This is a genomic window from Kribbella sp. NPDC051586, from assembly GCF_044453965.1.
GTDB lineage: Bacteria > Actinomycetota > Actinomycetes > Propionibacteriales > Kribbellaceae > Kribbella.
In genome coordinates, this window is the sequence record NZ_JBITDF010000004.1 from 1,013,712 (window position 1) to 1,040,386 (window position 26,675).

General features: G+C 64.6%; 20 protein-coding genes and 1 tRNA gene. 5 read left to right on the forward strand and 16 right to left on the reverse strand.

Annotated features, from left to right (window positions below):
- Positions 1–104 precede the first annotated feature (104 nt).
- The 3 genes from mobF to ACIA58_RS31745 all read left to right on the forward strand — a co-directional run bounded on the left by mobF (position 105) and on the right by ACIA58_RS31745 (position 5,225).
- Positions 105–3,011 carry a MobF family relaxase gene (gene mobF / locus ACIA58_RS31735; protein WP_396407488.1) on the forward strand — a complete coding sequence of 969 codons (2,907 nt, stop codon included), beginning with the start codon at positions 105–107 and terminating at the stop codon, positions 3,009–3,011.
- Between the two features lie 230 nt (positions 3,012–3,241).
- Positions 3,242–3,727, forward strand: coding sequence for a hypothetical protein (locus ACIA58_RS31740; RefSeq protein WP_396407489.1), 486 nt, complete (start codon positions 3,242–3,244; stop codon positions 3,725–3,727).
- Positions 3,728–4,019: 292 nt separating this feature from the next.
- Positions 4,020–5,225 (forward strand): hypothetical protein, encoded by a 1,206-nt coding sequence (locus ACIA58_RS31745; RefSeq protein ID WP_396407490.1) that lies wholly within the window; start codon positions 4,020–4,022, stop codon positions 5,223–5,225.
- 351 nt (positions 5,226–5,576) lie between these two features.
- On the opposite strand, the gene ACIA58_RS31750 is transcribed toward ACIA58_RS31745, so the two are convergent.
- From ACIA58_RS31750 to ACIA58_RS31805, 12 genes are all read right to left on the reverse strand, one after another.
- The gene (locus tag ACIA58_RS31750; RefSeq protein ID WP_396407491.1) at positions 5,577–5,945 is read right to left on the reverse strand and encodes a hypothetical protein; all 369 of its coding nucleotides are present in this window, start codon (positions 5,943–5,945) and stop codon (positions 5,577–5,579) included.
- Entirely contained in the window at positions 5,942–7,714 is a 1,773-nt protein-coding gene (locus tag ACIA58_RS31755) for a type IV secretory system conjugative DNA transfer family protein (protein WP_396407492.1), read from the reverse strand. The genes ACIA58_RS31750 and ACIA58_RS31755 overlap by 4 nt, the downstream gene beginning before the upstream one ends.
- 1 nt (position 7,715) lies before the next feature.
- Positions 7,716–8,603 carry an ATP-binding protein gene (locus tag ACIA58_RS31760; protein ID WP_396407493.1) on the reverse strand — a complete coding sequence of 296 codons (888 nt, stop codon included), beginning with the start codon at positions 8,601–8,603 and terminating at the stop codon, positions 7,716–7,718.
- A gap of 512 nt (positions 8,604–9,115) precedes the next feature.
- Positions 9,116–10,543 carry an SCO6880 family protein gene (locus tag ACIA58_RS31765; RefSeq protein WP_396407494.1) on the reverse strand — a complete coding sequence of 476 codons (1,428 nt, stop codon included), beginning with the start codon at positions 10,541–10,543 and terminating at the stop codon, positions 9,116–9,118.
- 2 nt (positions 10,544–10,545) lie between these two features.
- Positions 10,546–11,784: a hypothetical protein gene (locus ACIA58_RS31770; protein ID WP_396407495.1), complete on the reverse strand. Its 1,239-nt coding sequence runs from the start codon at positions 11,782–11,784 to the stop codon at positions 10,546–10,548.
- Positions 11,785–11,794: 10 nt separating this feature from the next.
- Positions 11,795–12,085 (reverse strand): DUF6112 family protein, encoded by a 291-nt coding sequence (locus tag ACIA58_RS31775; protein WP_360145814.1) that lies wholly within the window; start codon positions 12,083–12,085, stop codon positions 11,795–11,797.
- 40 nt (positions 12,086–12,125) lie between these two features.
- Entirely contained in the window at positions 12,126–13,067 is a 942-nt protein-coding gene (locus ACIA58_RS31780; RefSeq protein ID WP_396407496.1) for a CHAP domain-containing protein, read from the reverse strand.
- Positions 13,064–13,615 (reverse strand): hypothetical protein, encoded by a 552-nt coding sequence (locus tag ACIA58_RS31785; protein WP_396407497.1) that lies wholly within the window; start codon positions 13,613–13,615, stop codon positions 13,064–13,066. Before ACIA58_RS31785 ends, ACIA58_RS31780 begins: the two co-directional genes overlap by 4 nt.
- Positions 13,616–13,900: 285 nt before the next feature.
- Positions 13,901–14,647 carry a hypothetical protein gene (locus ACIA58_RS31790; protein WP_396407498.1) on the reverse strand — a complete coding sequence of 249 codons (747 nt, stop codon included), beginning with the start codon at positions 14,645–14,647 and terminating at the stop codon, positions 13,901–13,903.
- A gap of 129 nt (positions 14,648–14,776) precedes the next feature.
- On the reverse strand, positions 14,777–15,688 hold the full coding sequence (locus ACIA58_RS31795) for a hypothetical protein (protein WP_396407499.1): 912 nt from the start codon (positions 15,686–15,688) through the stop codon (positions 14,777–14,779).
- A 109-nt stretch (positions 15,689–15,797) separates the two neighbouring features.
- The gene (locus tag ACIA58_RS31800; RefSeq protein ID WP_396407500.1) at positions 15,798–16,892 is read right to left on the reverse strand and encodes a toprim domain-containing protein; all 1,095 of its coding nucleotides are present in this window, start codon (positions 16,890–16,892) and stop codon (positions 15,798–15,800) included.
- A gap of 760 nt (positions 16,893–17,652) precedes the next feature.
- Positions 17,653–18,543 carry an ImmA/IrrE family metallo-endopeptidase gene (locus ACIA58_RS31805; protein ID WP_396407501.1) on the reverse strand — a complete coding sequence of 297 codons (891 nt, stop codon included), beginning with the start codon at positions 18,541–18,543 and terminating at the stop codon, positions 17,653–17,655.
- Between the two features lie 281 nt (positions 18,544–18,824).
- Here ACIA58_RS31805 and ACIA58_RS31810 point away from each other — a divergent pair, with 281 nt between their 5' ends.
- Entirely contained in the window at positions 18,825–20,252 is a 1,428-nt protein-coding gene (locus ACIA58_RS31810; RefSeq protein WP_396407502.1) for a helix-turn-helix domain-containing protein, read from the forward strand.
- A 10-nt stretch (positions 20,253–20,262) separates the two neighbouring features.
- On the opposite strand, the gene ACIA58_RS31815 is transcribed toward ACIA58_RS31810, so the two are convergent.
- From ACIA58_RS31815 to ACIA58_RS31825, 3 genes are all read right to left on the reverse strand, one after another.
- The gene (locus ACIA58_RS31815; protein ID WP_396407503.1) at positions 20,263–21,969 is read right to left on the reverse strand and encodes a UvrD-helicase domain-containing protein; all 1,707 of its coding nucleotides are present in this window, start codon (positions 21,967–21,969) and stop codon (positions 20,263–20,265) included.
- On the reverse strand, positions 21,970–23,808 hold the full coding sequence (locus ACIA58_RS31820; RefSeq protein ID WP_396407504.1) for an ATP-dependent nuclease: 1,839 nt from the start codon (positions 23,806–23,808) through the stop codon (positions 21,970–21,972).
- A 415-nt stretch (positions 23,809–24,223) separates the two neighbouring features.
- Positions 24,224–24,296 (reverse strand) — tRNA-Thr (locus ACIA58_RS31825).
- 51 nt (positions 24,297–24,347) lie between these two features.
- Here ACIA58_RS31825 and ACIA58_RS31830 point away from each other — a divergent pair.
- Complete coding sequence (locus ACIA58_RS31830) at positions 24,348–25,532, forward strand: MFS transporter (protein WP_396407505.1); 1,185 nt, start codon at positions 24,348–24,350, stop codon at positions 25,530–25,532.
- Here ACIA58_RS31830 and ACIA58_RS31835 read toward each other — a convergent pair.
- Positions 25,462–26,655, reverse strand: a complete 1,194-nt coding sequence (locus ACIA58_RS31835) for an MFS transporter (protein ID WP_396407506.1) — start codon at positions 26,653–26,655, stop codon at positions 25,462–25,464. The genes ACIA58_RS31830 and ACIA58_RS31835 overlap by 71 nt on opposite strands.
- Positions 26,656–26,675: the final 20 nt, after the last annotated feature.

The following is a 26,675-nucleotide window of genomic DNA, read 5'->3' on the forward strand; positions in this document are numbered from 1 at the left end:
CTCGACCGAGAGATCATGCGCCTTCGACGTCAGACCGCACGTCGAGCAACGGACGCCACGGCCGGAAGTCCGCACGCCGCGGCCGCCGAAGTTGGTAGCAACGGGTGCTGAGCATTCACCGATTGACTGCCGGCGACGGCTACACATACCTGCTGAAACACGTTGCCGCTGGTGACGTAGACCGCCGCATGGCTACACCGCTGACGGCCTACTACGCAGCATCCGGTTACCCTCCAGGCCGATGGCTCGGTCGTGGATTGGTTGGGCTCGGTAGCGGTGAGTTGACGGCCGGAGCTGAGGTCAAAGAGCAACAGATGGCGGCGCTCTTCGGGCGAGCAGAAGACCCGATGACGGGTACTGCGCTAGGCGAGCCGTACCGCATCTACAAGACGACCAGCGACTACGTCGCCGAGCAGATGCGCGCACTTGATCCGGCCATGACAACAGCAGAGCGCGACCTTGCGATCGAGCAGATCCGCGCGGCGGCAGCACGTCAGAAGACGAGGCAAGCGGTGGCCGGCTATGACCTCACGTTCTCCCCGGTTAAGTCCGTATCGGCTCTGTGGGCAACGGCCGATATCGGCGTCCAAGAACGGGTCGTCGCAGCCCACCACGAGGCTGTAGACGACGTCTTGCGGCTGATCGAACAGCAGGCGGTCTTCACCCGCTCAGGTCGGGACGGCGTCGAGCAACTCGACACTCGCGGCGTGGTCGCGGCCGCGTTCGATCACTGGGACACCAGAAGTGGCGACCCGCAACTCCACACTCATCTCGTCGTAGCGAACCGCGTCCAAGGCGCCGAGGACGGCCAGTGGCGCACGATCGACGGCAGGGTCCTGTACGCGGCCGCCGTCGCCATGTCCGAGGTACACAACACGCTGCTGGCCGACAAACTCGGCCGCCGCCTGGGAGTGACTTGGCATCTGCACGAACGCGGCCAGCGCCGCAACCCGGCGTTCGAGATAGACGGGATCCCAGAGGAACTGATCCGCGAGTTCTCCTCACGGACCGACCAGATCGAGGCGAATCTCGCTGACCTTCTGACCGAACGTGACGATCACATCCATCCACCCAGCCGGCGCGAGATGTACGTCCTACGACAACAAGCAACCCTGATGAACAGACCAGCAAAGCACTTGGCGAAACCGCTCGCCGACCTCATGCGTACCTGGCGCGATCGTGCCGAGCGAGTAACGCATGGCCAAGCTGCTGCGATCATCGAGAAGACCCTCGACCAGGTCACAGATCGTCCACTCACCGCCGCCGACCTGAGCAGCGAGACGATTCACGCGTACGGCGTCACGACCGTGCTCGCACTGCAGACGAAACGATCCACCTGGACGCGCTGGAATCTCCTCGCTGAGGCATCCCGGCAGAGTCGACTGCTCCGCCTGGCCACGACTGAAGACCGCCTTCAGGTCCTCCAGGCAATCGCGCAAGACGCCGAGCATCAGTCGCTCAGCATCACACCACCCGCCACCTTTACTTCACCGCTAGATCGCGCCGACGGGCAGAGCGTCTTCACGATCCACAATGGTGAAGTCTTCACGTCGCCAGTCATCTTGGGAGCCGAGCGTCTGCTCCTCGATCTCGCAGCGAAGTTCGGCGGCCCGACCGTTCCTGGCGGGCGCATAACAACTCAGAATCTGAGTGAGGACAAGGTCCGAGCACTCCACCGAACAGCCTTGAGCGGCCAAACGGTTGAGGCTCTCGTCGGACCAGCTGGCACCGGCAAAACCAGCCTTCTCGCCGCTCTCCGAACAAGCTGGGAAGCAGAACACGGCGAAGGATCCGTCGTCGCGCTCGCACCATCGTCGGCTGCAGCAACGGTGCTGTCCGACACTCTCTCGCTTCCTGCAGACAACGTCGCCAAATGGATCCACGAGGCGGTCGGCGTTGCTGCCGATCAGCGCACCCACTGGATCGGCGAACTCGAACGCGCAGCACAAGCAGCTGAGGCATCCAGCCGCCGGCGCCGTCACCAGCGGATCACTGCCGAGCTTGCCCGGGCGTACGCCGAACGCGACCGGTGGCGCTTCCGCCCGAACCAACTCGTCATCGTCGACGAGGCCTCGATGGCCGGCACCATGGAGCTCGCCACTCTCGCCCGCGAAGCCGACAAGGCCGGCGCAAAGCTCCTCCTCGTCGGCGACGACGCGCAGCTCGGCGCCGCGGACGTCGGCGGCGCGTTCCGCCTCATTGCGCGCGACACCAAGGCGGCCGAACTCAGCGATGTATGGCGCTTCAGCCAAACCTGGGAACGCGACGCCAGCCTGCAACTCCGCGAGGGACAATCCAACGTCATTGACCTGTACGACGACCACGAACGGCTCTCGCACGGATCTCTAGAGGAGATGGAGGACGCCGCCTATACCGCGTGGATGGGTGACATCGCTGCTGGTAGGAACAGCCTGCTCATCGCCGCCGACAACGCGACGGTGGCCCGCCTCAACGCCCGCGCCCGACTTGACCGACTCAACTCGGGCGAGGTCGAGCCAGACGGCATCGCTCTCCACGACGGCAACCATGTCGGTCTCGGCGACCACATAGTCACACGTCTCAACAACCGCCGGCTGCGCATCGGCCAACGCGGCTTCGTTCAAAACGGCAACCGCTGGACTGTGATCCACCGCTGGGACGACGGTTCTCTCACCGTCCAGGACGCCGACCTCCAAACCGTCACCCTCCCCAGCGCCTACGTCCGAGAATCCGTCGAACTCGCCTACGCCACCACAGCCCACCGAGCCCAAGGTGCCACCGTCGACACCGCCCACCTACTCATCACCAACAAGCTCACCCGAGCACTGATGTACGTCGGCATGACCCGCGGCCGCGACAGCAACCGCGCCTACGTCGCCACCCACACGTCAACCGCTGACATGCACGAACCCCAGTTCCCCCAAACCATGCAAGACGTCCTCGAGGCCGTCCTCGAACAAGACGGCATCGAACGCTCCGCCCACGAGGTCATGCGCACGAACTCGACGAGGCTACCCGCCTCGACCGCCTGATCCCGATTCACGAACACCTCTGCCAACTCGACGCCCGCGAACGCTACCGCCCCGCCATCGCCAACAGCGGCCTCGACCCCATCGACCAAGCCGCCCTCCAGTCCTCCGCCGCCTTCGGCCCCCTGATCACCGCCCTCCGCCGCGCCGAACACGCCGGCCTTGACGTCTCGACCATCCTCCGCGAGGCCGTCACCCAGTCATCGCTGACCAACGCCAACGACATAGCGGCAGTGATCCACGCCCGCGTCGAGCGACTCGTCACGCGAGCCGAACGACGTACGCGCCTGACATCCTCCGCGCTCATCGCCGGCCTGATCAGCCCCTCCACCTATGTCTCCAATCCCACCTACAAGGCTGTTCTGCAAGAGATCGAGTCACAGATCCTGCAGCGCGCCGACTGGCTGCTCGAACACGCTGCTTCCGCCAACGAGGCGTGGTACTGCCTTCTCGCCGACTCTGCCTCAGAGCCAACCGAGCTGCGGCGCCACCTCATCCGCGACATCGCTGCTTACCGCGAGCTCCATCACGTCCAGGGCTCCGATCCCGTCGGTCCACCGCCATCCGTAGACCACGTCCAGCTGCGCCATCACAACCGCCTCAAGCAGAGATTGCAGGACGTCCTTCGTGACGATGCTTCGAAGCCACTGACACCTGATGTAGCTCCAAATTCCCTCCCCAGCAAGGAGATCGTTCCTGAAGCGGTCCCGTACCAATGAACGTGGCATCGGTAGCAGAGTTGGAATGTGCGACCAAGGCAACCGGCAGATCGGGTCGCCGCAAAAGGTCTCCTCTGTCACTGATCGCTCATGTCGCCGCAAACTTCACGCTGCGGAAGTCGGATGTCGGGGTCTACCGTGCAGGTCGACGGCTCTGTCACCGTGACAGCCTCGCCAACTAGATCCCGGAGGCCGAGTTGCGTCTGTCCGACTCGGGTGCCCCTTGGCGCCGTCCTGAGTAGCGACGCAGTCGTCTGGCTCCTGCGCCGGAGGCCGGCTGTAGTCTGGTTTGGTGGAGCAGGACGCACACCACGATCAGACGGTTCGCGAGGCGGCTGATGTGTTGGGGACTTGGATCGCGGATCATCCCAACGACGCCGCGGCCGGCGGAGTTCGAATCCTTCCCGATCACAAGACCATCGCGGTCTACTGGAAAGGCTCCGCACCGGCCGCCCTGCAGACCCTCGCGGCCAGCCTGGCGGTCCCCGTGACCTTCAAGGTCGCCGCGTACTCACGCGCCGAACTGCTCGCCGCCGCACAGGCGTTCGCGAGCGCCAACCTCGACACGATCGGCGCAGTTGGGCGTGCCCCCGACTTCTCCGGCCTCAGCGTCTTGATCAGCGCCAAAGCACCACCCGGCACCTTCACACAACTCAAGGCGAAGTCCGGCATCCCGCTGATCCTCCGCGGAACCGGCGACCCCACTCCACTCGACGCGCGAGCACCACAATCCGGCCGAACGGCATCGACGAACGGCTGCCCAGTACCGGCACGCTGTGGAGACTCGGCTCCCTTCTATGGCGGAGGATTGGTCCGAATCCGCGGCGTCGGGGACTGCTCGACCGGTGTCTCGCTGTACGCGGGCCCCCATAACTACATGACCACAGCGTGGCACTGCAGCGCGAACGGAGCTGGAACATTCACCGGCTTCGACAGCGGGAATGTCATCGGAACTGTCGCATCCCCAGACCACATCAAGAATTACAGGGACTTCATGCTCATCGAGACCTCCTCCAATACCGGGAGAATCTGGACGGGCAACTGGGAGACGACCTCCTCGCTGCGCGTTTCCGGAATGGCACGTCCCTCGGTAAACGGCGAAGGCGGCCACACGGTCGCCTGCAGTTGTGGAGCCTCAGGGAACGGGCACTACCAGTACGTCGCGATCGATGGCGATTTCTGGCCGATCCGCGGCCGCCTGGTGGGGCCCGGCTTCTACGCCGAGGAATACCCGGACCGTAACGACCCCGACCATCCCGCCACCGGATGGGTTCAGCCCGGAGACTCCGGATCCCCGATCGTTCGCGGATCGAGCTACTACGAACTGCAAGGTTTCTTGTCCGCGGGGGGCATCGGCACCTCACCATACTGTGCGCCCGGGCGACACCCACTTTTCAACGGCGATCCGGACATCCCCGGATGCTGGACAGAATACTGGGCAACCTACGCCGACACCGCGATCGGCAGCATCGCGGGGCTACACCTTAAGACGTCATGAACTGACGCTCGTCCCTGACGGTGAGCAGGCCTTGTTGGAACCTTGCGCAATTCCTTCGCCCCGGCATTACATGCCCGTCGTGGAGGCGGGCCAGTGTGGACGCCGAGACGTTCGGCCCTTCACATCTCCCGCACCGCCGCACACCACCCGCAGCACTAGCATGCGCCGAAGGAACTGCTCCAGGCTCCCACTTCCGACCCCGGAGACCACCCCCGCGGGTCCTGCCGTCCCCGATGCGTAACGGTTTCCGTAGGACAGGTGCCGTTCGGCTGACGGCGTGGATGACGGGAGAGCGGGTCGAACACACCTGGTCGACCACGGTCGCACAGCTAATAACAGGGGTTGATTCGCTCAGGCTTCGGGGCGATGTTCTGTTCTAGAGCAGCCTAGGCGGGAGGTCCATTCGCGGAGGCGGCGGAGGGCTAGGTCTAGTTCGCGGTGGAAGGCGAGTGGGCTGGAGGGGGCGGCGTCTTCGAGGTACGAGGCCTCCCAGAGGGTGCGGAGGGCGGAGAGTTCCTCGACGAGAGCACCGTGATGGGACCAGCAGGGCGGGATTTGTTTGTGGTCGATGTTGTAGCGGTCAGCCAGCCAGTCGGTCCAGGTCTTGAGTCGCTCGAGCTCGTCGGCTGCCGCAGTTGCGTCCAGGTCTCGCCAGCAGATGATGAACGGATCTTCGGTGGCGAGGTCGAAGGATCTTAGGAGATCGTCGCGGCGGCTCATTCGGTGGGCCTTCCACGTCCGGTCGCATCGGCGATGCTGGCGTGGATCTGATCGGCATCGGCGCGGGCAGGCCAGGGCGTCATGTTCAGGAGGATCGGCGGGGCCGTGCGGGCGAGCAGGACGCCGGTGCCGAGTGGGAGGGTGCGGATCACGTCAGGCGGGAGGATTGGGATTCTCCGTGTGCTGGTGGAGATGGTGCGTTTGCCGTCAGGGCCGCGGCTCCAGTTGCGAATCTCTTCGTCGCGATCGCCGCAGACGGCTGCGAGGTCTTGAAGGTCTCGGGGTTGGGCGGAGCCGCCGAGGATCAGCCGGAGAGTTGCGGCGTCCCACATCGCGGCGGCGGCCTGCTCGCCCCATTTGTCTCTGGCCTGGGCCAGCGACTGGATGACGACGAGTGTCGAGATTCCTGATCCTCCGCCGTCAGCCATCAATGAGGGCAGCGATGGTACGGCGCAGAGGTTGGCGATTTCGTCGAGGATCAGCGCGAGTGGAGGCTCGAGGCGGCCTCCGGGATTGCCGGCGGCGAGTTGCCGGGCGGTCTCGGTGATGTCTTCGAGGAGGGCCGCGATGAACGCCGACGTGGCACTCGCCCCGACACCCGTGCCGAGGAGGTAGATCGTTCCGCGCTCGGCGATGAAGGTCTTCGGGTCAAGTCCTTCGCCCTCGGCGGGGTCGAACGACTTTCGTACTGCGGGGTCGGCCAGAGCTGAGAGGGCAGAGCGCACTCCTGCCCAAACGGCGTCTCGTGTTCGGCCGTCCATGCGGACGATCCCATCCAATGTGTCGCCCCAGCCTACGGCGGCGTCCGACGAGCGGTTGAGGATGGTGACGGCTTCGATCGCCGAGGCTGGTTCGAGGCTCCACCGGTACAGCTGTCCTACACCAGCGCCATCGATGGCGGCCGCGTGCAGGAGACCGCGAAGCGCCATTTCGGTCTGGCCGTGCCAGAACGCACCGTCGGAGACACCGCCCTTGGTGAATCCCGCGCCAGCAGCGAGTCCGCTGGCACGGACGATCGCCGTCGTGGGACTCTCGCAGCCACGAACAGGCGACCACCGAATGCCTTCGATCTGCCCAAGGCCTTGTGGGTCGAAGATCGCGACCGGCCCGTAGGCCCGACGCAGTCGCACCGTGGCGACGAGGTTGTCCGGCCGCGTGGAAGTAGTGACGACTGCGCCCGGTGCATCGATGATGGCTCCGACGACCTGGTGAAGGCCCTTACCGGAGCGAGGTGGTCCGAGGACGATCTCGGAATCCTCGACCGACGCCCAACACTCTCGACCGCGCGATCGTCCGAGGTACCGACCTACCTCCGATGGCTTCGGTCGGCGTACTGCGGGACGTGCGGACTGACCGCGACGCAGCACCTGGACACGTCCAACGGAGGCGTCGACGTCCGCGGCGGTAGCGAGTCCCGGGCGCTTGCCGACAGACCTAGCACGGCGTGCCGCACTGGCGTGCTGTCTCGTCCACAGGACGTGGACACCAACTGCACCGGCGATTGGGATCACGAGCAGCACCGCAAGCACGATCCAGAACAGGGCCGGGTGAAACGCGTCGCTGCGCAGACCGAATGCCAGCGCGGGGTCGCCTGGTGCGACTACGACCTTCAGCGCGTCGGGCCACGAGGAACGCGGCCACTTGTGTGTCATGAGCAGGCTGCTGAGACCGCCTGCGAGGTAGAGAATCCCATCGCTGCAGAGCAACAAGACACCGCCTGCCAGGATCAGGTCCGACAGGTCCCGAGGAGACCGACCGCCACCGTCCATGTCACATCCTTCCGTCCGTGTCGAACAGATGAGCCTCGCGGGCGTGACGAACAAGTTGGACGACGAACGATCGGCTGGGAAGCCGCCAGAGCGCTCGCCCTTTCGGGAGCTTCGCAATGGTCGCTATCTCGACGTCGGTGAGTCCGAGAAGTGTCGCCGTGCGAGCGAGTTGGTCAGGTTCCTGGCGGAGCATGATCCGTGTGGAGCAGTCAGCCAGAAGCCCTTCGGCAAGAGCGCGGGCCTCCGAGCCGAGGTCGCCGACCGCCGCCAGATCCGACAGGCGATGAACGATGAGAATGTTGGAGACACCCCATGCACGGGAGAGCTTCCACTGTTCCTGCATACGGCGTAGCAGGGCCGGATCCCGCATTACTCGCCAGCCTTCGTCGTACACGATGAACCGCTTCCCGCCGGCCGGGTCCGTCACCGCTGCCTCGAGCCAGGAAGAGGCACACGCCAGCGTCAACCGCAGTGCCTGATCATTGCCCCCAGCACCGATCCACGACGAGTCGAGCGTCACCATCGGCAGCGACGGATCGAACCGCGTCGTCGATGGGCCGTCGAACATCCCTGCAAGGTCGCCGTGCACGAGTCGCCGGATCGCGTGTGCCAGCTCTCGGCTGTCAGCCTCTGACGTGCCATCGCCGAGACCAGGCGAGAACAATGCTTCGACGACGTCAGGGATCGTCGGTACCGGGATCCGGGTTGCCTTGTCGATTGATACATCGAGTGCTGTGTGCTCCACTGCGGACATCGGCCGGCCGAGCGTCGACTCGGCGAGAGTTCCGAGCAGGGCCCGCCGCCGCGATCTGACGATCCTGTCCCAGTCGTCGTCCGCGACTCCGCCCGGGCGGCTGCCGGCATCCAGTGGATTCAGCCTCGTGGACAAGCCTGGCCCGAGCTTGATGACCGAACCGCCCACTGCCTCTGCGACCGAGGTCCATTCGCCTTTCGGGTCGCACGGCACATACGCTCGATGGCCGAGGGCGATCGATCGGGTGATCAGAGCCTTGGCGGTAGATGACTTTCCGCTGCCGATGACTCCTGCCAGAAGCAGGTTGGGATTGGTAATGACGCGAGATTGGTAGAGGACCCAGGGGTCGTAGACGAAGGACCCCCCACTGAACACGTCGTTGCCGATGTAGGTGCCGTCGGCCCCCAGCCCGCCCTCAGCAAGAAACGGATAGGCGATCCGCAGAATCCTCGTGGTCGCGCGATGGTCGTCGACCAGGAGAGGTAGCTGCCGGCGTAGGCCGATGGTCTCAGTCGGCGCTGGTTCGTCGAGTTCATCCGCCGAACCGGTGGACGGTGTACGACGCCGAACTGGCCGGCTTGCTCGTCGATTGGCGCGCCTGGTTCGTCGATCGCTCTCATTGGGCTCGAACCACCCAGCAGTTGTCCTCAACCGAGACCAACCCCAAACGGCAGCGCCGCGGCGAGGAACCCCTCGACCTGCTGACCGACCAGACGCCGTACGTCGAGCAACGATTGTGACGCGGCGATCTCGATCTCGGTGCACGCTTCGTCGAGACTGTCCTCCCTGTCCGCTGACACCGCGATCAGGCCGATCCAGCGCACGTCGCCGTGGCCTGCAGCCAGGTCCTTCTCTTGTTGAGCGACGTCAGCGTCGAGCTGGCGATCTTCCTCGGTCTCCATCTGGCCGACGCGCTTGCGGGTCGTGCGGTCAGTCACGCGCTCGACCTGGTGGCGACGGGCATCACGAAGAGCCTTGCCGATGGGCACCGGCTGCAGCACCAGCGAGAACGTCCGGCGGATCCCCGGCCTCAGCAGCAACGGGCTCAGGAACGACGGCATCGCGCGGAGGCGCGGCCACTCGGTGACGACGTACACGCGATGGAACGACGAGTCGGTGCGGAGGTGGTCCCAGAAGGCATCGACAGCCAGTGGAGCGGCGTCTGCCGGATCGATGCCGCCGGTGAGTGTCCGGGTCGCCGCAGGGTCGAAGGCGACTCGCAGGCTAGACGCCAAGTCGGCTGCGTTGAGCCAGACACCAGCTACCCCGGCGGCCGCGAACGACGTCTGGAAGGCACGCGATTCCGAGTCAAGGACTGTCATCGCGCCGGCCAGTCCGCCGCCGTACTTTCGAACGTCCTTGGACACAGCATCGAGGTTCAGCGCAAAGCTGAACAGCGTCTCGTGCCTGGCTGCCGCAGGGGCCGCGTGCTGCAGAAGGTCACGGTAGATCGCTCCTGCAGCAGTGGACACATCCAGGTTGCACTTGCGAGCCCACTCGCCGAGCCCATCACCCGGATCCGGGATCGTGCGTTCGAGAATCTGTGCTCGCGCGATCCGATTGCTCTGGCACAGCCCGGCGATCATGCGGCCGTACGCCGCGACGCGGCGCTCCTGCTCGTCGGAGTTCTGGAGCAGATGCGCGGGCCCCTCGATCTTCGCGACGGCGATCAGTCGTCGGCGGAGCGGATCGTGAACCGCACCGATGGACGACCGCGTGTCCAGGATCCGTAAGGAACTTGCTTCTCCGGGCAGCTGCAGATAACCGTGCCGTCGAGGAACAAGCAGATTGGCACGGTACGACTGACTCTTGCGTGCGCTGCGGATGAAATGCGCCGCACGTAAGACAACCCACCGGTACGCCGGCAGGCCTTCGAATCGACCGAATGCGACGATCCCGCAAACGAACGTGGTGGCCACTCCTCCGAGGCGCGTCGGCACAGGCCAGCCGGCGAGCAGCGACACTACGGAGACAAGGACACCGACGATCACCAGTGTCACCTGGATCGGTCGCAGACCGAGCAGCAACGAGTTTCGTTGCGGTCGTGGGAAGCGTGCGGAGAGCGCATTCGACATCGTCAATCTCCCTGCTCTGATGCCTGGCTCGGGCCGTTTCCTGGGCTGCTTGACTCACCGTCGATCGACACCTCACTCGTGGCGACCGCAATGTTGGTTTGTCCCGAGTCCGAGCCTGCTGTCGGTGGTGCAGCTGGTTCGGGTTGAGCCGAGGGATCTGAATCGCCTTGAGTTTCGCGTCCAGTGGTCGGATCTGTTTGCCTGTCGGACTGCTCGCTCGAGTCATTGGCAGCCGAGGCAGTCGACGGGTCCTCGGGATCCTCGTCGCCGCCAACAACCGGTGATGAATCGTCCTTGTCCGATCCGCTGAAGTCACCCGCCGCCCATTGCTGGACCCGTTCGAGCTGATCCTTGCCCGCCTCGACCCCGGCTGCACCCTGCTGCAGAATCCGCGTCGCCGCCTGGCCCTGGTCACCGGCCCAATGAATGAACGAGTAGGTAGCCAGTGGAGCGAACGCAGCCATGGCGACCAGCAGGATGCCGCCGATGAAGGTGCCGATGTTCGGCGCCTTGTCCTGCCCGGGCGCGCCAATTGCAGAGAACCCAAGGGTGAAGACGACGGACATCGGGATCTTCGAGAACAACAGTGCGCCGACGATCTCGATCCATCGTCGAAGCCAATGCCGCGTCGCGGACCACGTCCAGCTGACCATCGCAACCGGGACAAAGACAACGAATGCAATGAACGCCACGTCGCGGACGAGCATGACGAAGTACAACGAGAACATGGCGAGTAGTCCGAGCTGGACAGCTAGGAGAAGGATTCCCCCCAGGGTCGGGGCCGTCAGGAACACCGTGATATCGGTCATCCGCTTGATGCCGTCCATGGATGCCTTCCCACCCAGGATGCCCGTAGAAATCTCGTCGACGACGCGGCCACAGGTCGCAATGGCTGCCACTGCAAGCGGAACCCCCGCAGTCCCGATCAACGCGCCGACCACTGCGTGGCCGAGACGGGAGGGCTCGCGGCGAATCACAGCCGATACACATTGCAGGATGAAGACCGCAACGAGGATCGGGAGCGAGAGCTCGACCATCAGGTCAAGGTTGTCCTTCCACCAGGCCTGGTCGAACGTCGGCGACGTGCTGGTACTGAACGTCTGGAACACGCTCACCGACAGGTCGGTCAGACCGTTCGCAGACCATCTGAGGAACGAATCCCATGCTGAGTTGGCGGCCTTGTTGCCCAGGTCCCCAACGGCGCAGCCGACCGGGTTCAGGAGGCAATCACTCCAAGCCATGTCGGGTCCCCTAGCCGATCTGAATGCCGCTGAAGAAGCGGATGATCGGGTTCGCCGAGGCAATCAAAATGGCCGCGCCTGCGGCTATCAGGCAGCCCAGCTTGCCGCGCCCCGCGTAGTGCGAGTTGCTGCCAAAGCTGCCGACTGCCCAGGCAACTGCTGAGATCACGAACGCCGCCACACAGATGACGAGACCGAACGTCTGCAAAGCGCCGACGATCTGACGCAATGCGGGGAGGCCCGGGAGTCCGTTCGAGTTCGGACTCACGCCGGGGTCTTGGAGGTAGAAAAAGCTGAGCATGCGTTGGCCTCCTGGCGCCGGACAGCGCCAACGGGTTGAGTTACGTGGTGGGGTAGATCGGTGGCGCCCAGCCCAGATAGGTGGCACCCCAACGTTGTTCGACGGCTCCAACGCCGACGAGGTACACGCCGCCTTGACCAGGAACGCGATCGCCGATGTCGTTGGAGACGATGCGCTCGTTGCCGACGTAGACGGCGACGTGTCCATACGGACCATCAGTCGACCAGAACAGCAGCGCGCCGACCGGCGGCCGGCGATCATCGGGATGGGCGTTCCCGCTGCTGACCATCTGGGCCCATTGCTCGGCCGCGGAGTAGTAGCCCGAGCGCGGGTGACCCCAGATGTTCGAGGCCAGGCGGGCACACAGCTGGTAGTAGCCGTGGCTGCCGACCAGGTCGAGCGCTCGACGTACGGCTTCGTCGGCACCCGGTAGTTGCTCGGTGTCTCCGGCTCCCCAACTTCCGCAGGCACCAACGGTCGGCGTCGCACGAACGAGTCGGACCGCCGTCTGATAGTTGTTGCGGTAGTTCTCGCCGTCGGAGAAGGCCGATCGTTGAACCGCTTGTGCAGCTTTCCACGGCTCCATCGACGCCCAGCCAGGCACGTTGGCGAGTGCGGTGTAGAACAGGCTCGCGGCACCTGCAGGGTCCATGCGCACGTTGATCGGTCCCCAGCTGTCACGTTGCTGGAACAGACCCCGCGAGTCCGGACCGGCCGCGTCTCCGCGATCTGTGTTCCGCAGCGATGACTCGGTCATGGCTGTCATGACCGCGATGACCTTGCCTCGCTCGCCCATCGCATATCGATCACCGACGCCGGCGACAACGGCTAGGTTGGAGGCTTGCTCCGCATCAAGGCGTACGTCGTTCAGGCTTTGCGTTGCTGTGCAGGTGTCCGCACCGCTGCCGGCAGCAGCCAGCGGAGGCAGCAGGCAGGCGGCGGTAGCCAGCAGCGCATTGGCCGCCGCGACCTTGACGATCACTGGGGTAGTTCGTTGGAAGCCGACCAGAACGAGCATTGCGGCCGGCAGACGACGCTGACTGTGAGCTGTCGTTCAGTCTCGGTCGATGCGCCATCGACCACGCTGAGTTGGGTTCCGCTGACGACGAAACCGTGCCAGCCTTCCGGCGCCCTCGGATCCCGCGCAAGGGCCTCGAGCACAGGTGTCGTTCTGGCCGTCACGTCCCGCACTGTGGCCCGCGCTCCGTGAGCCTTCAGCTCCTCCCATTGGCTGTCGTACGGCAGCATGCTGCGTGCGACAACCGCCGAGTCGGGCGCCTCCATCGAGTCTGCGAATGACGAGACTGCCGCTTGCCACTGAGCGTAGGTGTGAACGGTTGAGTCATAGGTCCAGATGGTCCTGCCAAAGGCGATGGCGTACTGCGCAGGATCCGTCGTAGTCGGCCGCACCCAGACCGACAACGGCTCCAGGCTCGGTGCGGATGTGCCAGTCACCTGGTTGGGGCTTGACCTTCCCGGTTCGCCCGCAGCCACTTCAGACGGGTCGCGCCAACCGATCACAAATGCCACGACCACGATGACGAGCAGGATCAGGATGACATTGGTACGGCGAGCTTCGAGTTCGTGACTCGACGCATGTCAGTGTTCCCTCCGGGATTTCGCTGGCTCGAGCCGAGCGATGAGTGTGCGCGCGATGGGCGCCGGGATGATTCGGAACGCCGCCTGCAAGCGCAGGTAAAAACGGAACTGAGCGAAGTAGTACCGAACCAGCCAGTTACGGCGGCGTGGATGCTTGTCCAGGTTGTTCATAGAAGCTCAACGTTCGAGCCCTCGTGACCGCCGAGTAACTTCGGGTCAGGCTGCCTGAGCGAGTCCCAGTCCGAGGCCGTCATGCCACGACCCGCCCGGCGGCCGAGCGAACCTGGACGATCTATAGGCCGGCCCAGGAAACCTCCCGGCCGCTTGGTCGATCCACTGCCTGACTGTTGGATCCGCGAAGACCACATCCGGCGATTGCCCGGCGGCGAGCCGCGACAACGCGGATCTCCGGAACGATCCGTTGTGCAGGAGCCAGGCCAAGCCCTCAGCCTGATCCCTAGGTACGCCGACAGCTCGGACACGTGCCGCGATCGCATGCTTGGAGAAGCCAGGGCCATCGGCCGCGACAACCAAGCGGCGCCGCACCTCACCGATCGGGAGACCTGCAAGCTCCAGTCGGACTCCAATGCGGTCCAGGAGCAAACCCAGCTCCGGGAGCAGGCCAGGCTGCACAGACTCAGGCAGGTAGTCCAGCAGCGGATGCCGCTGACGCCGCCTGGCCTCCTGACGTACGACGTCGGCCAGTCGCCAACGCACCATGTTCGCCAGGTACCCCCAGGTAACCCGACTCACCGCGTCCTTCTCGGTCAACTTACGGCAGCGTTCCCAAGCCACAACCCTGGCCATCTGCGCTGCCTCATCGTTCCCGAGAGCTGCCCGCAGCCGGCCGGGCAACTCCGCGACGATGCGACGCTCGATGGCAGCGGCCAGCCGCTTCGAGGGTTCCTCTGCCCAGCCCGAATCCGCTGCGTCGGCGAGGAGGGCCTGAAGTTCTTCAGTCATTGGGCTCTCTCCGAATCCCGATGCCTCGGGCAACGGCCCGAGAGTTGATGCTTGCTTCGTGGCACCAATCTCGGCGAACGCCGGACCGATCTGAACCCGGAGTACGAAGTCCTGGAGTCCTGGAGTTCGTCACAAGGACGGCCCTGTCGGCGTCTGACTCGGACCGTCGAGCTCTGCCAGCTGCTGGCGTCCGGACTTGTAGTCGTCCAACGGCCGCGTCGCCACCATTGCGTCGTACAGACGCCGCGGTCCGTCCTCGTCCTTCAGCAGGCTCGACGCCGTCTGTCCATCCGGAATCTCAACGGCACGAACCCGCTTGTAGAAGTAGGACAGGTCGGAGTGCGACGCGATCGCGGCACGACGCCAGTCCTTATCACCATCCAGAGCGACGATCACGGTGTCGGTGACCGTGTAGCGGTACAGCGTCTTCGCCTGTGCCGATGACATCTGCGCGCCACACATCGGAATGCCGGCCCAACGCTCACCTGCCAGCCGACCGAGGTTCTCAACTGCCACCGCGTCCAAGGGGTCGTTGACAACCACCACGAACGCACCGTCAGTCAGGATGTCGAGCTGTTCCTCGATGCCTACCAGTGCGTTCGACGGCCGGTGGATCAGCGTAGTCGGCGACGCCATGTAGGCCGGCTTCGGTCCGTTGCCGACGCCGACGAAGCCGACCGGGTCAAGCCGTTCGTCCCGCGCAAGGAGCATCAACTGATCGCGAAAGACGTCGACCGCAGTTCCTTGCTCGGTCCACTCGGACAGACCGGCCCGGATCAGTGTGCGGAAGTCGAAACCCTTCTCCCGCAGGTGATCGGTGAGCCGCGTGAACGAGTCCGGGGCGTAGCCGAGCCTCCACGATGAATCCGTCTGCAATACCCCACCGACGCCGCGATCTCGAACCTGCTCGACCGGCCAGCCAACGTTTGCCCTGAGCAACTCTCGTCGATAGAACCTGGCTGCGACCATGTTCGCCACCATCATGCGCTGGCGCTCACCACTGATCAGCGTGTTCTCGGAATCCGATGAAACAGCATTCATTCCAACCTCCGTGGACCCAACATTCGTTGGCTACGAAGGTCGCTTCGGCCGGCTCAGCAATGAACCCCGTTTTCGACATCGGGGACTAGCCGAATATGCAGTCCAGGTGTCAGGGTGTTGGCGCGTTGTCCGGCGGATCCCCGCTCACGACCAGGCCCGGCAGAGAGTCGGACCAGGGCCCGCGCGTTGAGCGACGATCGAGAGACTCGAGAACCTCTCGAGAGATGATCGCTTGATCGAGCTGCAAGACTTTCGCGAGGTGACCCAGCTGGGCTGCCACGTGGCCCTGCGGCAACCTTGCCACGAGCGGCGCCACGCGGCGCAACGCATTCACCCGACCACTGATGTGATCCAGCACCTGCGACCATCGAGCTACCTCGAGCTCAATCGCAAGCTCGGCAAGGGGTCTGGGCGACGTGAGGGCCTGGAACAACCGATCCGCACCCGCGGGTGTCTCAAGCAGCGAGGACGGGTCCTGCCCCAACGGAAACTCAGCCACCTGTACAAGCTTGAAGAACGCCGACAAGTCATCCAGCCACCGGGACCCAGCAACACTGCCGGCGCCATCTGCATCCACTGCTACGATCACAGTGTCGCAATCCGAGTAGTGGCGGACCATCGAGACCTGATGACGCGACAGGGCCGTCCCGCACACACCAAGGCCCGCCCAGCTGCGAGACGTCGACCGGCTCAGCTCGTCCACGGCCATCGCGTCCATCGGACCCTCAACGAAGACGGGCACTGCACCGCCCTCCAAGAGATCACGCTGCTCCGTAAGGCCGACGAGAGTGCGCGACTTCTGGTAGGTACGCGTCGTCGGCGAGTTCAGGTATTTCGTTCGCCCACCCCGCCCGCGCCCGCGCCCGACGAAACCGACCAGGTCCTGGCCCGCATCCCAGGCAGGGAACATGATCCGGTCACGGAACCGATCGATCAGATATCCCGTCTTCGTCGCACTCGCCAGCCCTGCAGCCAGCAGAGCTTCGTCGTCGAAGCCTTGGGACCTGAGGTGATCAACCAAGTAGGACCAACCATCTGGAGCGTAACCAATCTTCCAGGGTGAAGTCGTCCTCAGCACATTCCCAAGGCCACGCTCTGCGAGGTGGCCAGCTGCCCAGCCTGCCGGAGATTCCAGCAGCTGATCACGAAAGAAGTGTCCGGCCGCGAGGTTTGCCTCTACTAGCCGGCTGTCTTCACTGTTCATCGCGCTACTCACCGCCAGGAATCGATACCCCGCTCCGCGTTCAAGGTCGGTTGCTTCAGAGAGCCGTTGAACCTGGAGTTCCAGGTCCAGAGGTCCCAGACGGCAAGCGCCGACTCAGCCGGGCGGCAGCCGCGAGAGCCTCAAGGCAACTCGGGCCCGCCTGGCGCGTTATAGAGCTCGTGCTCCAATGGCGGACCGTGGCCACCGGCTAGATCACGCCGCCGAACCCGCCCTATCCCGCCCGCATCCATAGACTTCTTCTCATCTGGCGCTTCATCCCAGAGACCGGCCGATCGAATCAGCTGCTCTCCCGCACGCTCGATTCCTTCGTCCAGCAGTTCGATAGCGCGCCGGATCGACCATCTGACTGGTCCGAGCTCATCCGACGCCTCGCCGTCGGATGAGCTTGCTGGTGGCCTCGGTCCGTATGCCCAGTGCATCTCGTTGTCGCTCCCTCGCGTTGCTGACGGCAACGTCCTCGAGCCACAGTCATCCGTCGGAGGCGAAGTCAGAACCCAGAACAAGATGTCCAGGAGTCCTGGACATCTCGAGGGTCTGCCCGATCGTCGCCAGTTGGAGCAAGTCCCGTCCGGTCCGCGGACCGGACGGAGGCGGCGGGCCGGGGACCGCCTACGGCTTCGCATGGGGGCGCAGCGCAATGGCGTCATGCGACCAGGTCGAACCGCGAGCGATCCCATCCGTCATCGAGAACCCGCACGGCTGCGTGGCTCGCCTGATCAGCCGCCGACACGGCGCAGCTTTACGGTCCTAGTTCAAGCTCGGCGGCAGTATCTGGTTCACCTGAGTCAACAGCCAGTTCGCTGGAAGCAACGACCAGCCCGGCATGACGAATGTTCGCCGACAGGTGCCGGTCCGCAGCGTCGTACAACCGATTTCCAGTCGAGACGACCCGACCGCCCAGCGTCTCGATCATCCGAGTTGGTGCGTTCTTGCCGACAACCGCGGACGTCCTGGCTATAAGATCCGCCGACGGCCGATCAGGCAGACAGCCGAGCCTCGCCAGTAGCAGGTACGCAACTGCGTCAGCTTCGACTCTGATGACGCCGTGGCAACGCAAGTCGCGAGAGTGCTTGTGCATCCGTAGATGGGCCAGTTCGTGAGCCAGGCTCATCGTGGCCGTCGGTACGTCGAGATCGTCAGCGACAACGATCCGCCGTGCCCGGTGCACGGTCGCCCCACCACGCTCCTGCTCCGGAACTCGCCCGCGCTCAACCCGATACCCTCCGGCAACTGCCATCTCTTCGAAGGCAGCGAAGGCATCTTGTGGCCGCACGTTCGCGGAGGCTTCTAGTGGCCGACCGTCGGTCTGGCTGACGTCCCAAAGCGTGGTGACACCATGCCCCTGGACCGGATCCGCCGAGTGCTCGACCTCGGTTGCGGCGGCAACAATCCTGATGCCAGATGCGCCACGTCTGACACGGCGTCCGCGGCGCTGCCAGCCCTGGCGTCCGTCGACCCAGAACGCCTCCGGCATCTGTAGCTTGATCAGTACGACGTTCCGGAACGACTGGCCCCGAAGATCCGCCGCTGCGTCAAGCCATCGGATCCAAGCACCGTCCGACCAGCTTCGGCGAATGTCAGACTCGGCTGCACTCCGAAGATCATCTACCGTCACCCGCACGCGGTTCACCCGTCCGAGCGTCACGCCCGCTAGCACGGAGATGAACCCAGAGTTCGAATTCCAGGACTTGTCGACGTGGCGACTACCAGCACGCCCTGCCCAGGCGGAATGAGAGTGGCAGTCGGCTGCCGGAGCTCGACGTCCAGGACTCCTCGACATCGTCCACCAGAAGGACCCACATGGGACATCCCTGGCTCAAACGTTGAGCAGACGTCGGGTCACCCGACACGGCTCGTACGTCAGGAGGCAGGATGGGACGGGAAGCGTTGCCGCTCGGGACGTGGGGATCCGTGTCGACGCGCGTGGTCAGTCGCGACAAGGCGGGGCGACCGCGGAAGTTCGAGGCACGTGCGTGGTACCGGGACCTGGACGGGCGCACGCGTCCAGTAACGAAGTGGGGGAACTCGAAAACCGACGCAGAGAACAAGCTGCGCACAGCGCTCAAATCACGGCAGCGGCGGATGGCCCAGGCGAGCGGACTCCAGTCGAGCGACCGCGTCTCGACTGCCGTTGAGATGTTCCTGGCCGAGGTCCGCGATCTCATCGAACAGGACGTTCTCGCGCCCAACACCTATCAGACCTATCGATACCAATACGACAAGAACCTCGCTCCCCGGGTCGCAGAGCTCCGGCTCCACGAGTTGACCACGCCGCGCGCGAACGATGTCATCAAAGCGATCCGCGACGAGGTCGGCGCCGCGACCTCCAAGACGTGCCGGACCATCCTCAGCAAGACCTGTTCTCTGGCGGTGACGCACGGCGCGCTGACGGCGAATCCGATTCGGGAGATCACCATCCGCGCGACATCGAAGAAGCAGCCGCCGCGGGCACTCGAGGACGCCGAGCGAGAGTACTGGTTCGAGCTTCTGCGCAAGGACGAGCGAGCCGTGCGAGCCGATTTGATCGACGTCAGTAAGTTCATGCTGGCCACCGGCGAACGGATCGGGGAGACGCTCGCCGTCACCTGGCGCGATCTGAACCGGCGGACCGCGGAGATCGACTGCAGTCACCAGATCCAACGGGTCAAGGGCAAGGGACTCGTACGACGACGCGTGAAATCCGCCGCAGGCGACCGCATCCTCGGGCTACCACCCTGGGCCTTCGAGATGCTCATCACCAGGTGGGTGCCGGAGACATCACTGGATGCGCCCATCTTCCCCGACACGAACGGCGGCTTCCGCGATCCGCACAACGTACAGAAGGCGATCCGCAACGCGCGCCGCCCGATCGGTAGCCTGCGACGCCGCGAACTCGGCAGTCTCCTGCGAAGCCACCGCCGCAACGCCGGCCTGACACAGACCGAAACGGTCGCCAAGCTCGGATGGCGCAAGACCCGGATCAGCCTGATCGAAACGGCACGTGTGAAGGTGACAGCCGCCGAGGCGACCATCCTCGCCGACGCCTACGGGCTCAGCAGAGCTGATCGCGCCGCCCTCCTGGAGCTCACTGAGCTTGCAGGCCTGCAGTCACTGGCAGATGAACTCGCCTGGGTAACCGCACACGCCTTCAGGAAGACCACCGCGACCATCCTGGAAGACGCGGGCCAAACACCACGCCAGGTCGCCGACCAACTCGGGCACGCCCAGACGTCCACCACCGTCGACGACTACTTCGGGCGCCGTCGCCGAAACCCAGAAGCCGCCAAGCACCTCGAAGACGCTCTCCGCCACGTCCATGATCAGGATCGGACCGACGACGTACAGGGCCCGCACCTTTAGGTCCAGTTCGTCAGGCCTGGGGCGTCAACGGCTGAGCGCCGGTAGGGCGCACGAAGACGACGAGTCGCCGGGCTCGCGTGATGGCCACGCGGAGCAGGCGGCGCTCCGCGTCCTGATCACTCTGGTCGTCGCTGAGGAGCTGACCTTGATGCCGCCCCTCGACGATGATGACGGCGTCGAACTCCTTTCCCTTGGATTTGTGCATATTCATGACACTCACCAACGGTGGATCCTGCCGCGCGGCGTTGACTGTTTCCTGCGCTAGAGAGATCTGCACGACGTCTGAGGCCTGCTGGTAGCCGGCTACGCCATCCCATGAACCCTGCAAGGCAGAGGCAAGGGAGTCGGTGGCACGAAGCAGCCGAAGCAGCCGTACTTGCTTGAAGATCTCATCCAGCTCTGCGGATCCTGCGAGTCTGGCTCGTGCGACCTGCCAGTCGCGAACAGGTCGTCCGGTGAGCTCGGCCGGCGTGTCGAACCGCTCGAGCAACACCTTTGCTGTCTTCGACACTGGACCGCGGCCTGCTTCGATCGCGGCTATTGCACGCTGGATGGTGGTGATCGTCTGCCGAGCGCCTTTGGTCCCGCGGCCCAACTTGGTCCGGTAGTAGTCAGCGACGAGTCGCAAGGTGTGGATGACGGCATGGCTCCGATCCAGCAGTTGCCACTCAAGGACGCTCGCGACCACGAGAGCGGCCGCCGCCGTCAGCTCCGGATCCAACTGGAGCACGTGGTCGATCGCATCGAGTCGGCTGCCGTCGGGCGCCGCCCGTTCCTGCTCGAGGGCCTCGGAGACACGGGCTGCGAGCGCGTTCGTTCGTGTAAGAACGGCGATCGTGGGCGTGAGGCCTGTTTCCTGAACCAGTTTGCGTTCGACCGCTACCACAGCCCAATGAGCCAGAGCTTCAAGATTGTCGTACCGATACCACTTGACGATGACATTGTCCGACCGCGCCGACGGCCGGTTCCGCAGTACCGCGTTGGCGTAGTCGAGCAGACCGCTTCCTGGGCTTCGATGATTGTCCTCGGACAGGTCGAATGCGTCAGGTTCGAGTGCAGTACGCACATCCTGGATTCGGTGCTCGTCGACGCCAGGCAGGTGATCGAAGATGCGTTGATCAGGATCGGCCAGGCAGATGATCGTGCTCTGTTCTGACAGAGCTCTGATGACGCGCCACTGATCTCGGTTCGTGTCCTGGAACTCATCGACAATCACCAGCGGGTACCTGGCGCTGTACAGCGCCCGCACATCCGCGGATCGCTCGAGAAGTTCTGCGGCGATCGGCGCGAGAGTCTCGAAGACGAAGACGGACTCCTCGCGAGCCAGACGATGTATCTCCACCTGCCAGTCACCATCGTGATCTGCTTGTCGCTGCGCCTCCCGCTCAGGAGTGATGAACCTGACCGGCACGCCGGTCAGTAACCGGCCCTGACTGCGTACGAGGTCGAGGAAGAAGGCATGGAAAGTCTTCACCTCGATCACGCGGCGATCCGCATGAGTCAGAACGCCTGGCATGCGATCGGTCACCTGCCTGACCGCAGCCCGGGAGAAGCTGAGGAAGAGAACGTGCTGCTCGGGACTGAGCTGTGGGATGGCGGCTCGGGCCTTGAGAAGAGCGATCGTCGTCTTTCCGCATCCGGGCCCACCCTCGATGAGGATGTGGCCCCGAGAGTTCAGAATCGCTCGGCGCTTCTCGTTCAACTCGATTTCGGCCACTTAAGAACCCTCAGCAGCATCCGGCGCCCGGTCTGCAGCTGGACTGGACTGCTGCGTTGACAAGTGTTGGTGTATCAGACTGAGCAGGCTGACCATGGACGCAGGCAACTCCGTGGTGTCCTGCGCCTCCCCGACCAGAGCCGCTGCATAGCCGTAGTAGGCGCCTTTGCGATGGAGCAGCACCTCTCGCAGCAACGCGTCGACGTCCGGGTCTGAAGCGCTCGGACCAAGTACGCCGCATTCGACCGGATAGTCGCTCCGCCTGGCAGCCTTCTCGAGAAAGCGTCGCTTGGTCGACACCGGCATCTCGGTGATCAGCAGGTCCTCGACGCCGGAGTACGGAATCACGTTGTACTCCGTGAAGTCCAGTGCCTTCGCGGCGATGTCGGGCTTCAAGGGCTGGTTCGGTGTGTCATGCATCCCGTAGACGGGTTTGCCCATGCTCTTGAACAGCGGCGCGTAAAGCGGCACCGAGACGTCGTTCTGCGCATCGAACACCGAGACACCGGCCAGGTCGATATGTGTGTATTTGACGGCCGGGTCTGCTTCCATGACGTCTGCTGCAACTGGGATGAGCGACGCCTCGGTGGCGCCTTCGACGACGAGGACGGCTCGGGCGAGAACGGCCTCAGCGAACTGACGCCGATTCTCGCGATAACGCTTCAACTTGAAGTCCGCAGGCAGGGTGATCGGCCCGCTGCCCAGCGCACCATCGTCATCGCGTCGCAGGACCACGATGTTCTCGGGCTCGAATCGCTCGATGACATAGGGCGAGTGTGAGGTGACGATCGCTTGCCCCATGTGCGTGGTGACGAAGTCGACCAGACGCCGCTGAGCGTGCGGCGGGATGGCGATTTCGGGTTCCTCCATCGCGAAGATGACCGATGTATCGCCTCTCAGCTCGGCGATGTAGGTCAACAGAGCGAAGACGAGAAGGTTGAGTGATCCGGTGCTGAGGCGGCCGAACGGAACTGCGAACGCACCTGGCTTGTTGGCGATGAAGACCCGGAGGACGTCGCGGATGTTCTCCCGCGTGAGTTCCGAGGCATGCAACTGCACGTCATCCGAGGCGCCGCCGAGCGACACGAACTGACTCACGCGAGACTTCACCTGGCCGAGGATCGTCTCGAGCTTGGAGTCCTTGCCCACCAGTGCAACGCCGGCGAGGTCCGTGCGGAGTTTCTCCCAGAGGGTGATCTCGGTGTCCGACTCCAAGCGGATGATCGTGTCCAGCAGTGATCCCCGCTGGAGGCTGAGGGCACGTGAGCCGGTCCGGTTCGGGCGGAGATACAGATATCCGCAATGGCGCTTGTCTTCGCGGGTAAACGATCGTCTGCCGCCACCGAGGTCGGAACTCTCGCCCGTCAGGTCGTCCGGGACGGGCTCCGGGTGGGCGAAGAAGGTCCCGCCTTCGAAGTCGTCCTCGGCCGGGTTGAAGCGGCCGACGAACAGGACAGGCAAGCACCAGGGATGGTTGTCGGCCTCATCGATGGCATCAGCCTCGACATCGGCAAAGTCGTCGCTCTCGACATCCCATTTCCGCAAATGCGCGCCGAACCGTAGCGTCGCAGTCTCCGACAGGTCGACTAGCACAACCTCGATGTTGATCTCAGGTCGAGCACCCTCCTCGCTGGGGAGGTACGTCGCCAAGTAGAAGTCGTACTCATCGACCACTGGGCGCCGGTACATGCGTTCAGGCCCAAGCGCGAGGTCGAGCGCGTCGCAGATCGTCGATTTTCCGACGCTGTTGCCTCCTACCAGGAGAGCGTGTCCATCGAGCCGGATGTCAGCCGATTGGATGCCGCGAAAGTTCCTGATACGTACTCGCCGAACCTGCATCGCTTCGCGCTCTCCCCGTAGACCTGCTAGAAGTACTTCTCTGTCTGGGGGTACCGCGGATCGGTCTCTCGGCCGGCGCGATCGGAGACGGGTGGAATCGCGGCGCGCGATTCTGTCAACGATCAAGCAGAAGGCTGGTGTATCCGGCCCGTCTGCTTCCCTCCCGTTGGGGGTATCGGTCGCCGGCACGGATCCGTTACCAACTGACCCCTGACTGTTATCGCCTGAGCGACCAGTACAGGCAGCCGAGACGCAACTCAGGTCGTCGCCCCGCTGAGGTCCTGCACCATCGAGCCCTCGCGATCGAGGACGCGAGAAGACGACAACCGATGCGCGCTCTGGCGCAAAACCTCGAGTAAACCTGGAGTCGCCGCCCTTCAGACGATAAGCAGCTACTTATCTTCCCAGGTCAGAGAGCCGGTGAGGGGACTTGAACCCCTAACCCCCGCTTTACAAGAGCGGTGCGCTGCCAATTGCGCCACACCGGCGGGTGTGTTGGTACATAGTAGTGGATTGTGTGGGGGGTGCTGCGGGGGTCGGTGGGGTTTCGGTGGCTGTGGGTTGCCCGGTCGGTCTCGTTTCTGGGGGACTCGCTGGGGCTGGTGGCGTTGCTGCTGTATGTGCAGGGGTCGACCGGCGCGGCGCTGGCGGTGGCGTTGGTGTTGTTGGCGGGGGACTTTGTGCCGGGGCTGTTCGGGGCGCTCGCGGGAGCGGTCGGGGATCGGTTCGATCTCAAGCGGGTGATGGTGGTTTGCGACCTGGTGCAGGGGGTGCTGACGGTCGTGATGGGGTTGGTTCTGCCGCCGCTGCCGGTCCTGCTCTGCATGGTTGCGGTCCGGAGTGTGACGGCGACGGTGTTCCAGGCGAGTTCGCGGAACGCGATGCCTGGGCTGGTGAAGGACGAGGAGCTGGAGGCGGCGAACTCGGCGCTCGGGGCGGGGACGAACGGGCTGGAGGCGATCGGGCCGCTGATCGCCGGTGGGTTGTTTCTCGTCACCGACGTACGCGGGATTCTGCTGATCGATGCGGCGACGTTCTTCGTCTCGGCGACGTTGTTGAGTCGCTTGCCGCAGCTCCCGCGGGCTGTGCCGTCGGGTCACAGCCTGCTCAAGGACGCGCGGGACGGACTGGGGTACATCTGGCGAGCCAAGGCGGTCCGGGTCATCGGGATCGGGTTCTTCGCGGTGGTCGCGTTCAACGGGGTGGATGACGTTGCGATGGTGTTCCTGGCGAAGGACGAGTTGCACGGGAGCGATTCGGCGGCGGCGACGTTGTACGCCGGGGCGGGGATCGGGCTGATCGTCGGGTTCATGATCCTGGCGAGGTACGCGAAGAGCATGAAGATGCCGACACTGATGCTCGCCGGGTTCGCGGTGAGCAGCTTGGGGAACCTGGTCACCGGGCTGGCGTGGGCGATCTGGGCGGCGCTCGCGTTGCAGGTGATCCGCGGGCTCGGGATCGCGGGCATCGACGTCGGGGTCAACACTCATCTGCAGCGCGTCGTACCGGCGCATCTGCGGAGTCGGGTGTTCGGCAATCTGTACGGCGCGATCGGGGTGGCGGCGGGGCTCTCGTACGTCTTGGGCGGTCTGCTCCTCCAGCACACAGACGCGCGTACGACGTTCATCACCGCGGGCGCTGGTGGGTTGCTGGCTACGGTTGGGACTGCGATCGGAGTTCGGCGATCGGGCGGCGGAGAGAGCGAGCCCCCGGTACCGCGATGAGCGCGATCGCGGCCATGACGAGGAATGCTGCGGTCGGGTGGTCGACCAGCAGGCCGACGACGACTGCAACGATCAGGCCGCCCAGGTTGCCGGCCATCCAGATCAGGCCGGCGGCGGTGCCTTCGGCTTCTCCGGTACGGCGTTCCACCAGCTCGAGCACGATCGGGAGGGCCGGGAGCAGGAGCAGGCCGATCAGGGTGATCGCGACGAAGCCGGTCAGGACGCCGGGAGCGACCGCGAGCAGAACGCAGGCCAAAGCGGTCGCGGTGAGGCTGACGACGAGGAGCGTGGATTCGGCGTGGCGGCGTACGACGAGGATCGGGATGATCGCGCTGCCGAGGACGCCGGCGATGACGTTCACCAGGAGGATGGTGCTGGCGGTGCCGCCGCTGACGCCGGCCGGTTCGAGGAGGGCCTGGGCGAAGGTGCTCATGGCAACGAATACGCCGAACGGGAACAGCGCGAGTACGCACAGACGGCGGATCAGCGGGTCACCCCACGCGGTCGCGAGCGCGCCGCGGTCGGGCCGCAAGGCGGACTCGCCCGGGTGGGCGGGTTCGAAGGGTCCTGGGCGGCGTACGACGAAGATCAGGACGGCTGCCGCCAGGACGCAGAAGATTGCGGTGAGCCACAGCATGGTTGGCAGGGACGACGCGGTGGTGAAGATCGCGGACAGGAGGAAGGCGATCACCATGCCGGCGAAGATGCTGGCGGTGCCGACGGCGATGCCAGTTGGCCGGTTCTTCTCGGAGAGGTAGCGGCCGGTGATGCCGGTGACCGCATTCAACACGAGAGGCTGGGCGATCGAGGCGAGGATCTGGCCGGCCAGGAGCCAGGTGAAGTCGTCGCCGATCAGGCGTACGAGTGCGCCGAGCGCGGTCAGGACGGCGCCGGCGATCAGGGCGGGGCGGAACCAGCGGTCCAGCAGGAGTCCGCAGGGGATCGCGAGTACGACGTACAGGAGCGGGAAGACCTGGGCGAGCCAGCCGATCGCGCTCTCGGAGACGCCGTACCGCGCGGCTGCGACCGTCGTGACGCCGGCGAAGTTGAGCCAGACGAGCTGGGTGGCCGCACCGACCAGGGAGTAGCCGACGATCGCCGGCCACTGACTCCGCATGCGCATCTGCGAACTGTAGCGCCGGG

Coding starts and splice junctions, on each gene's coding strand:
- ACIA58_RS31750 (WP_396407491.1), bottom strand. CDS start 5,945: ATGAGCCGCCGCGACGATCTCCTAAGATCCTTCGACCTCGCCACCGAA.
- ACIA58_RS31755 (WP_396407492.1), bottom strand. CDS start 7,714: ATGGACGGTGGCGGTCGGTCTCCTCGGGACCTGTCGGACCTGATCCTG.
- ACIA58_RS31765 (WP_396407494.1), bottom strand. CDS start 10,543: ATGTCGAATGCGCTCTCCGCACGCTTCCCACGACCGCAACGAAACTCG.
- ACIA58_RS31770 (WP_396407495.1), bottom strand. CDS start 11,784: ATGGCTTGGAGTGATTGCCTCCTGAACCCGGTCGGCTGCGCCGTTGGG.
- ACIA58_RS31775 (WP_360145814.1), bottom strand. CDS start 12,085: ATGCTCAGCTTTTTCTACCTCCAAGACCCCGGCGTGAGTCCGAACTCG.
- ACIA58_RS31790 (WP_396407498.1), bottom strand. CDS start 14,647: ATGACTGAAGAACTTCAGGCCCTCCTCGCCGACGCAGCGGATTCGGGC.
- ACIA58_RS31795 (WP_396407499.1), bottom strand. CDS start 15,688: ATGAATGCTGTTTCATCGGATTCCGAGAACACGCTGATCAGTGGTGAG.
- ACIA58_RS31800 (WP_396407500.1), bottom strand. CDS start 16,892: ATGAACAGTGAAGACAGCCGGCTAGTAGAGGCAAACCTCGCGGCCGGA.
- ACIA58_RS31820 (WP_396407504.1), bottom strand. CDS start 23,808: ATGCAGGTTCGGCGAGTACGTATCAGGAACTTTCGCGGCATCCAATCG.
- ACIA58_RS31835 (WP_396407506.1), bottom strand. CDS start 26,655: ATGCGCATGCGGAGTCAGTGGCCGGCGATCGTCGGCTACTCCCTGGTC.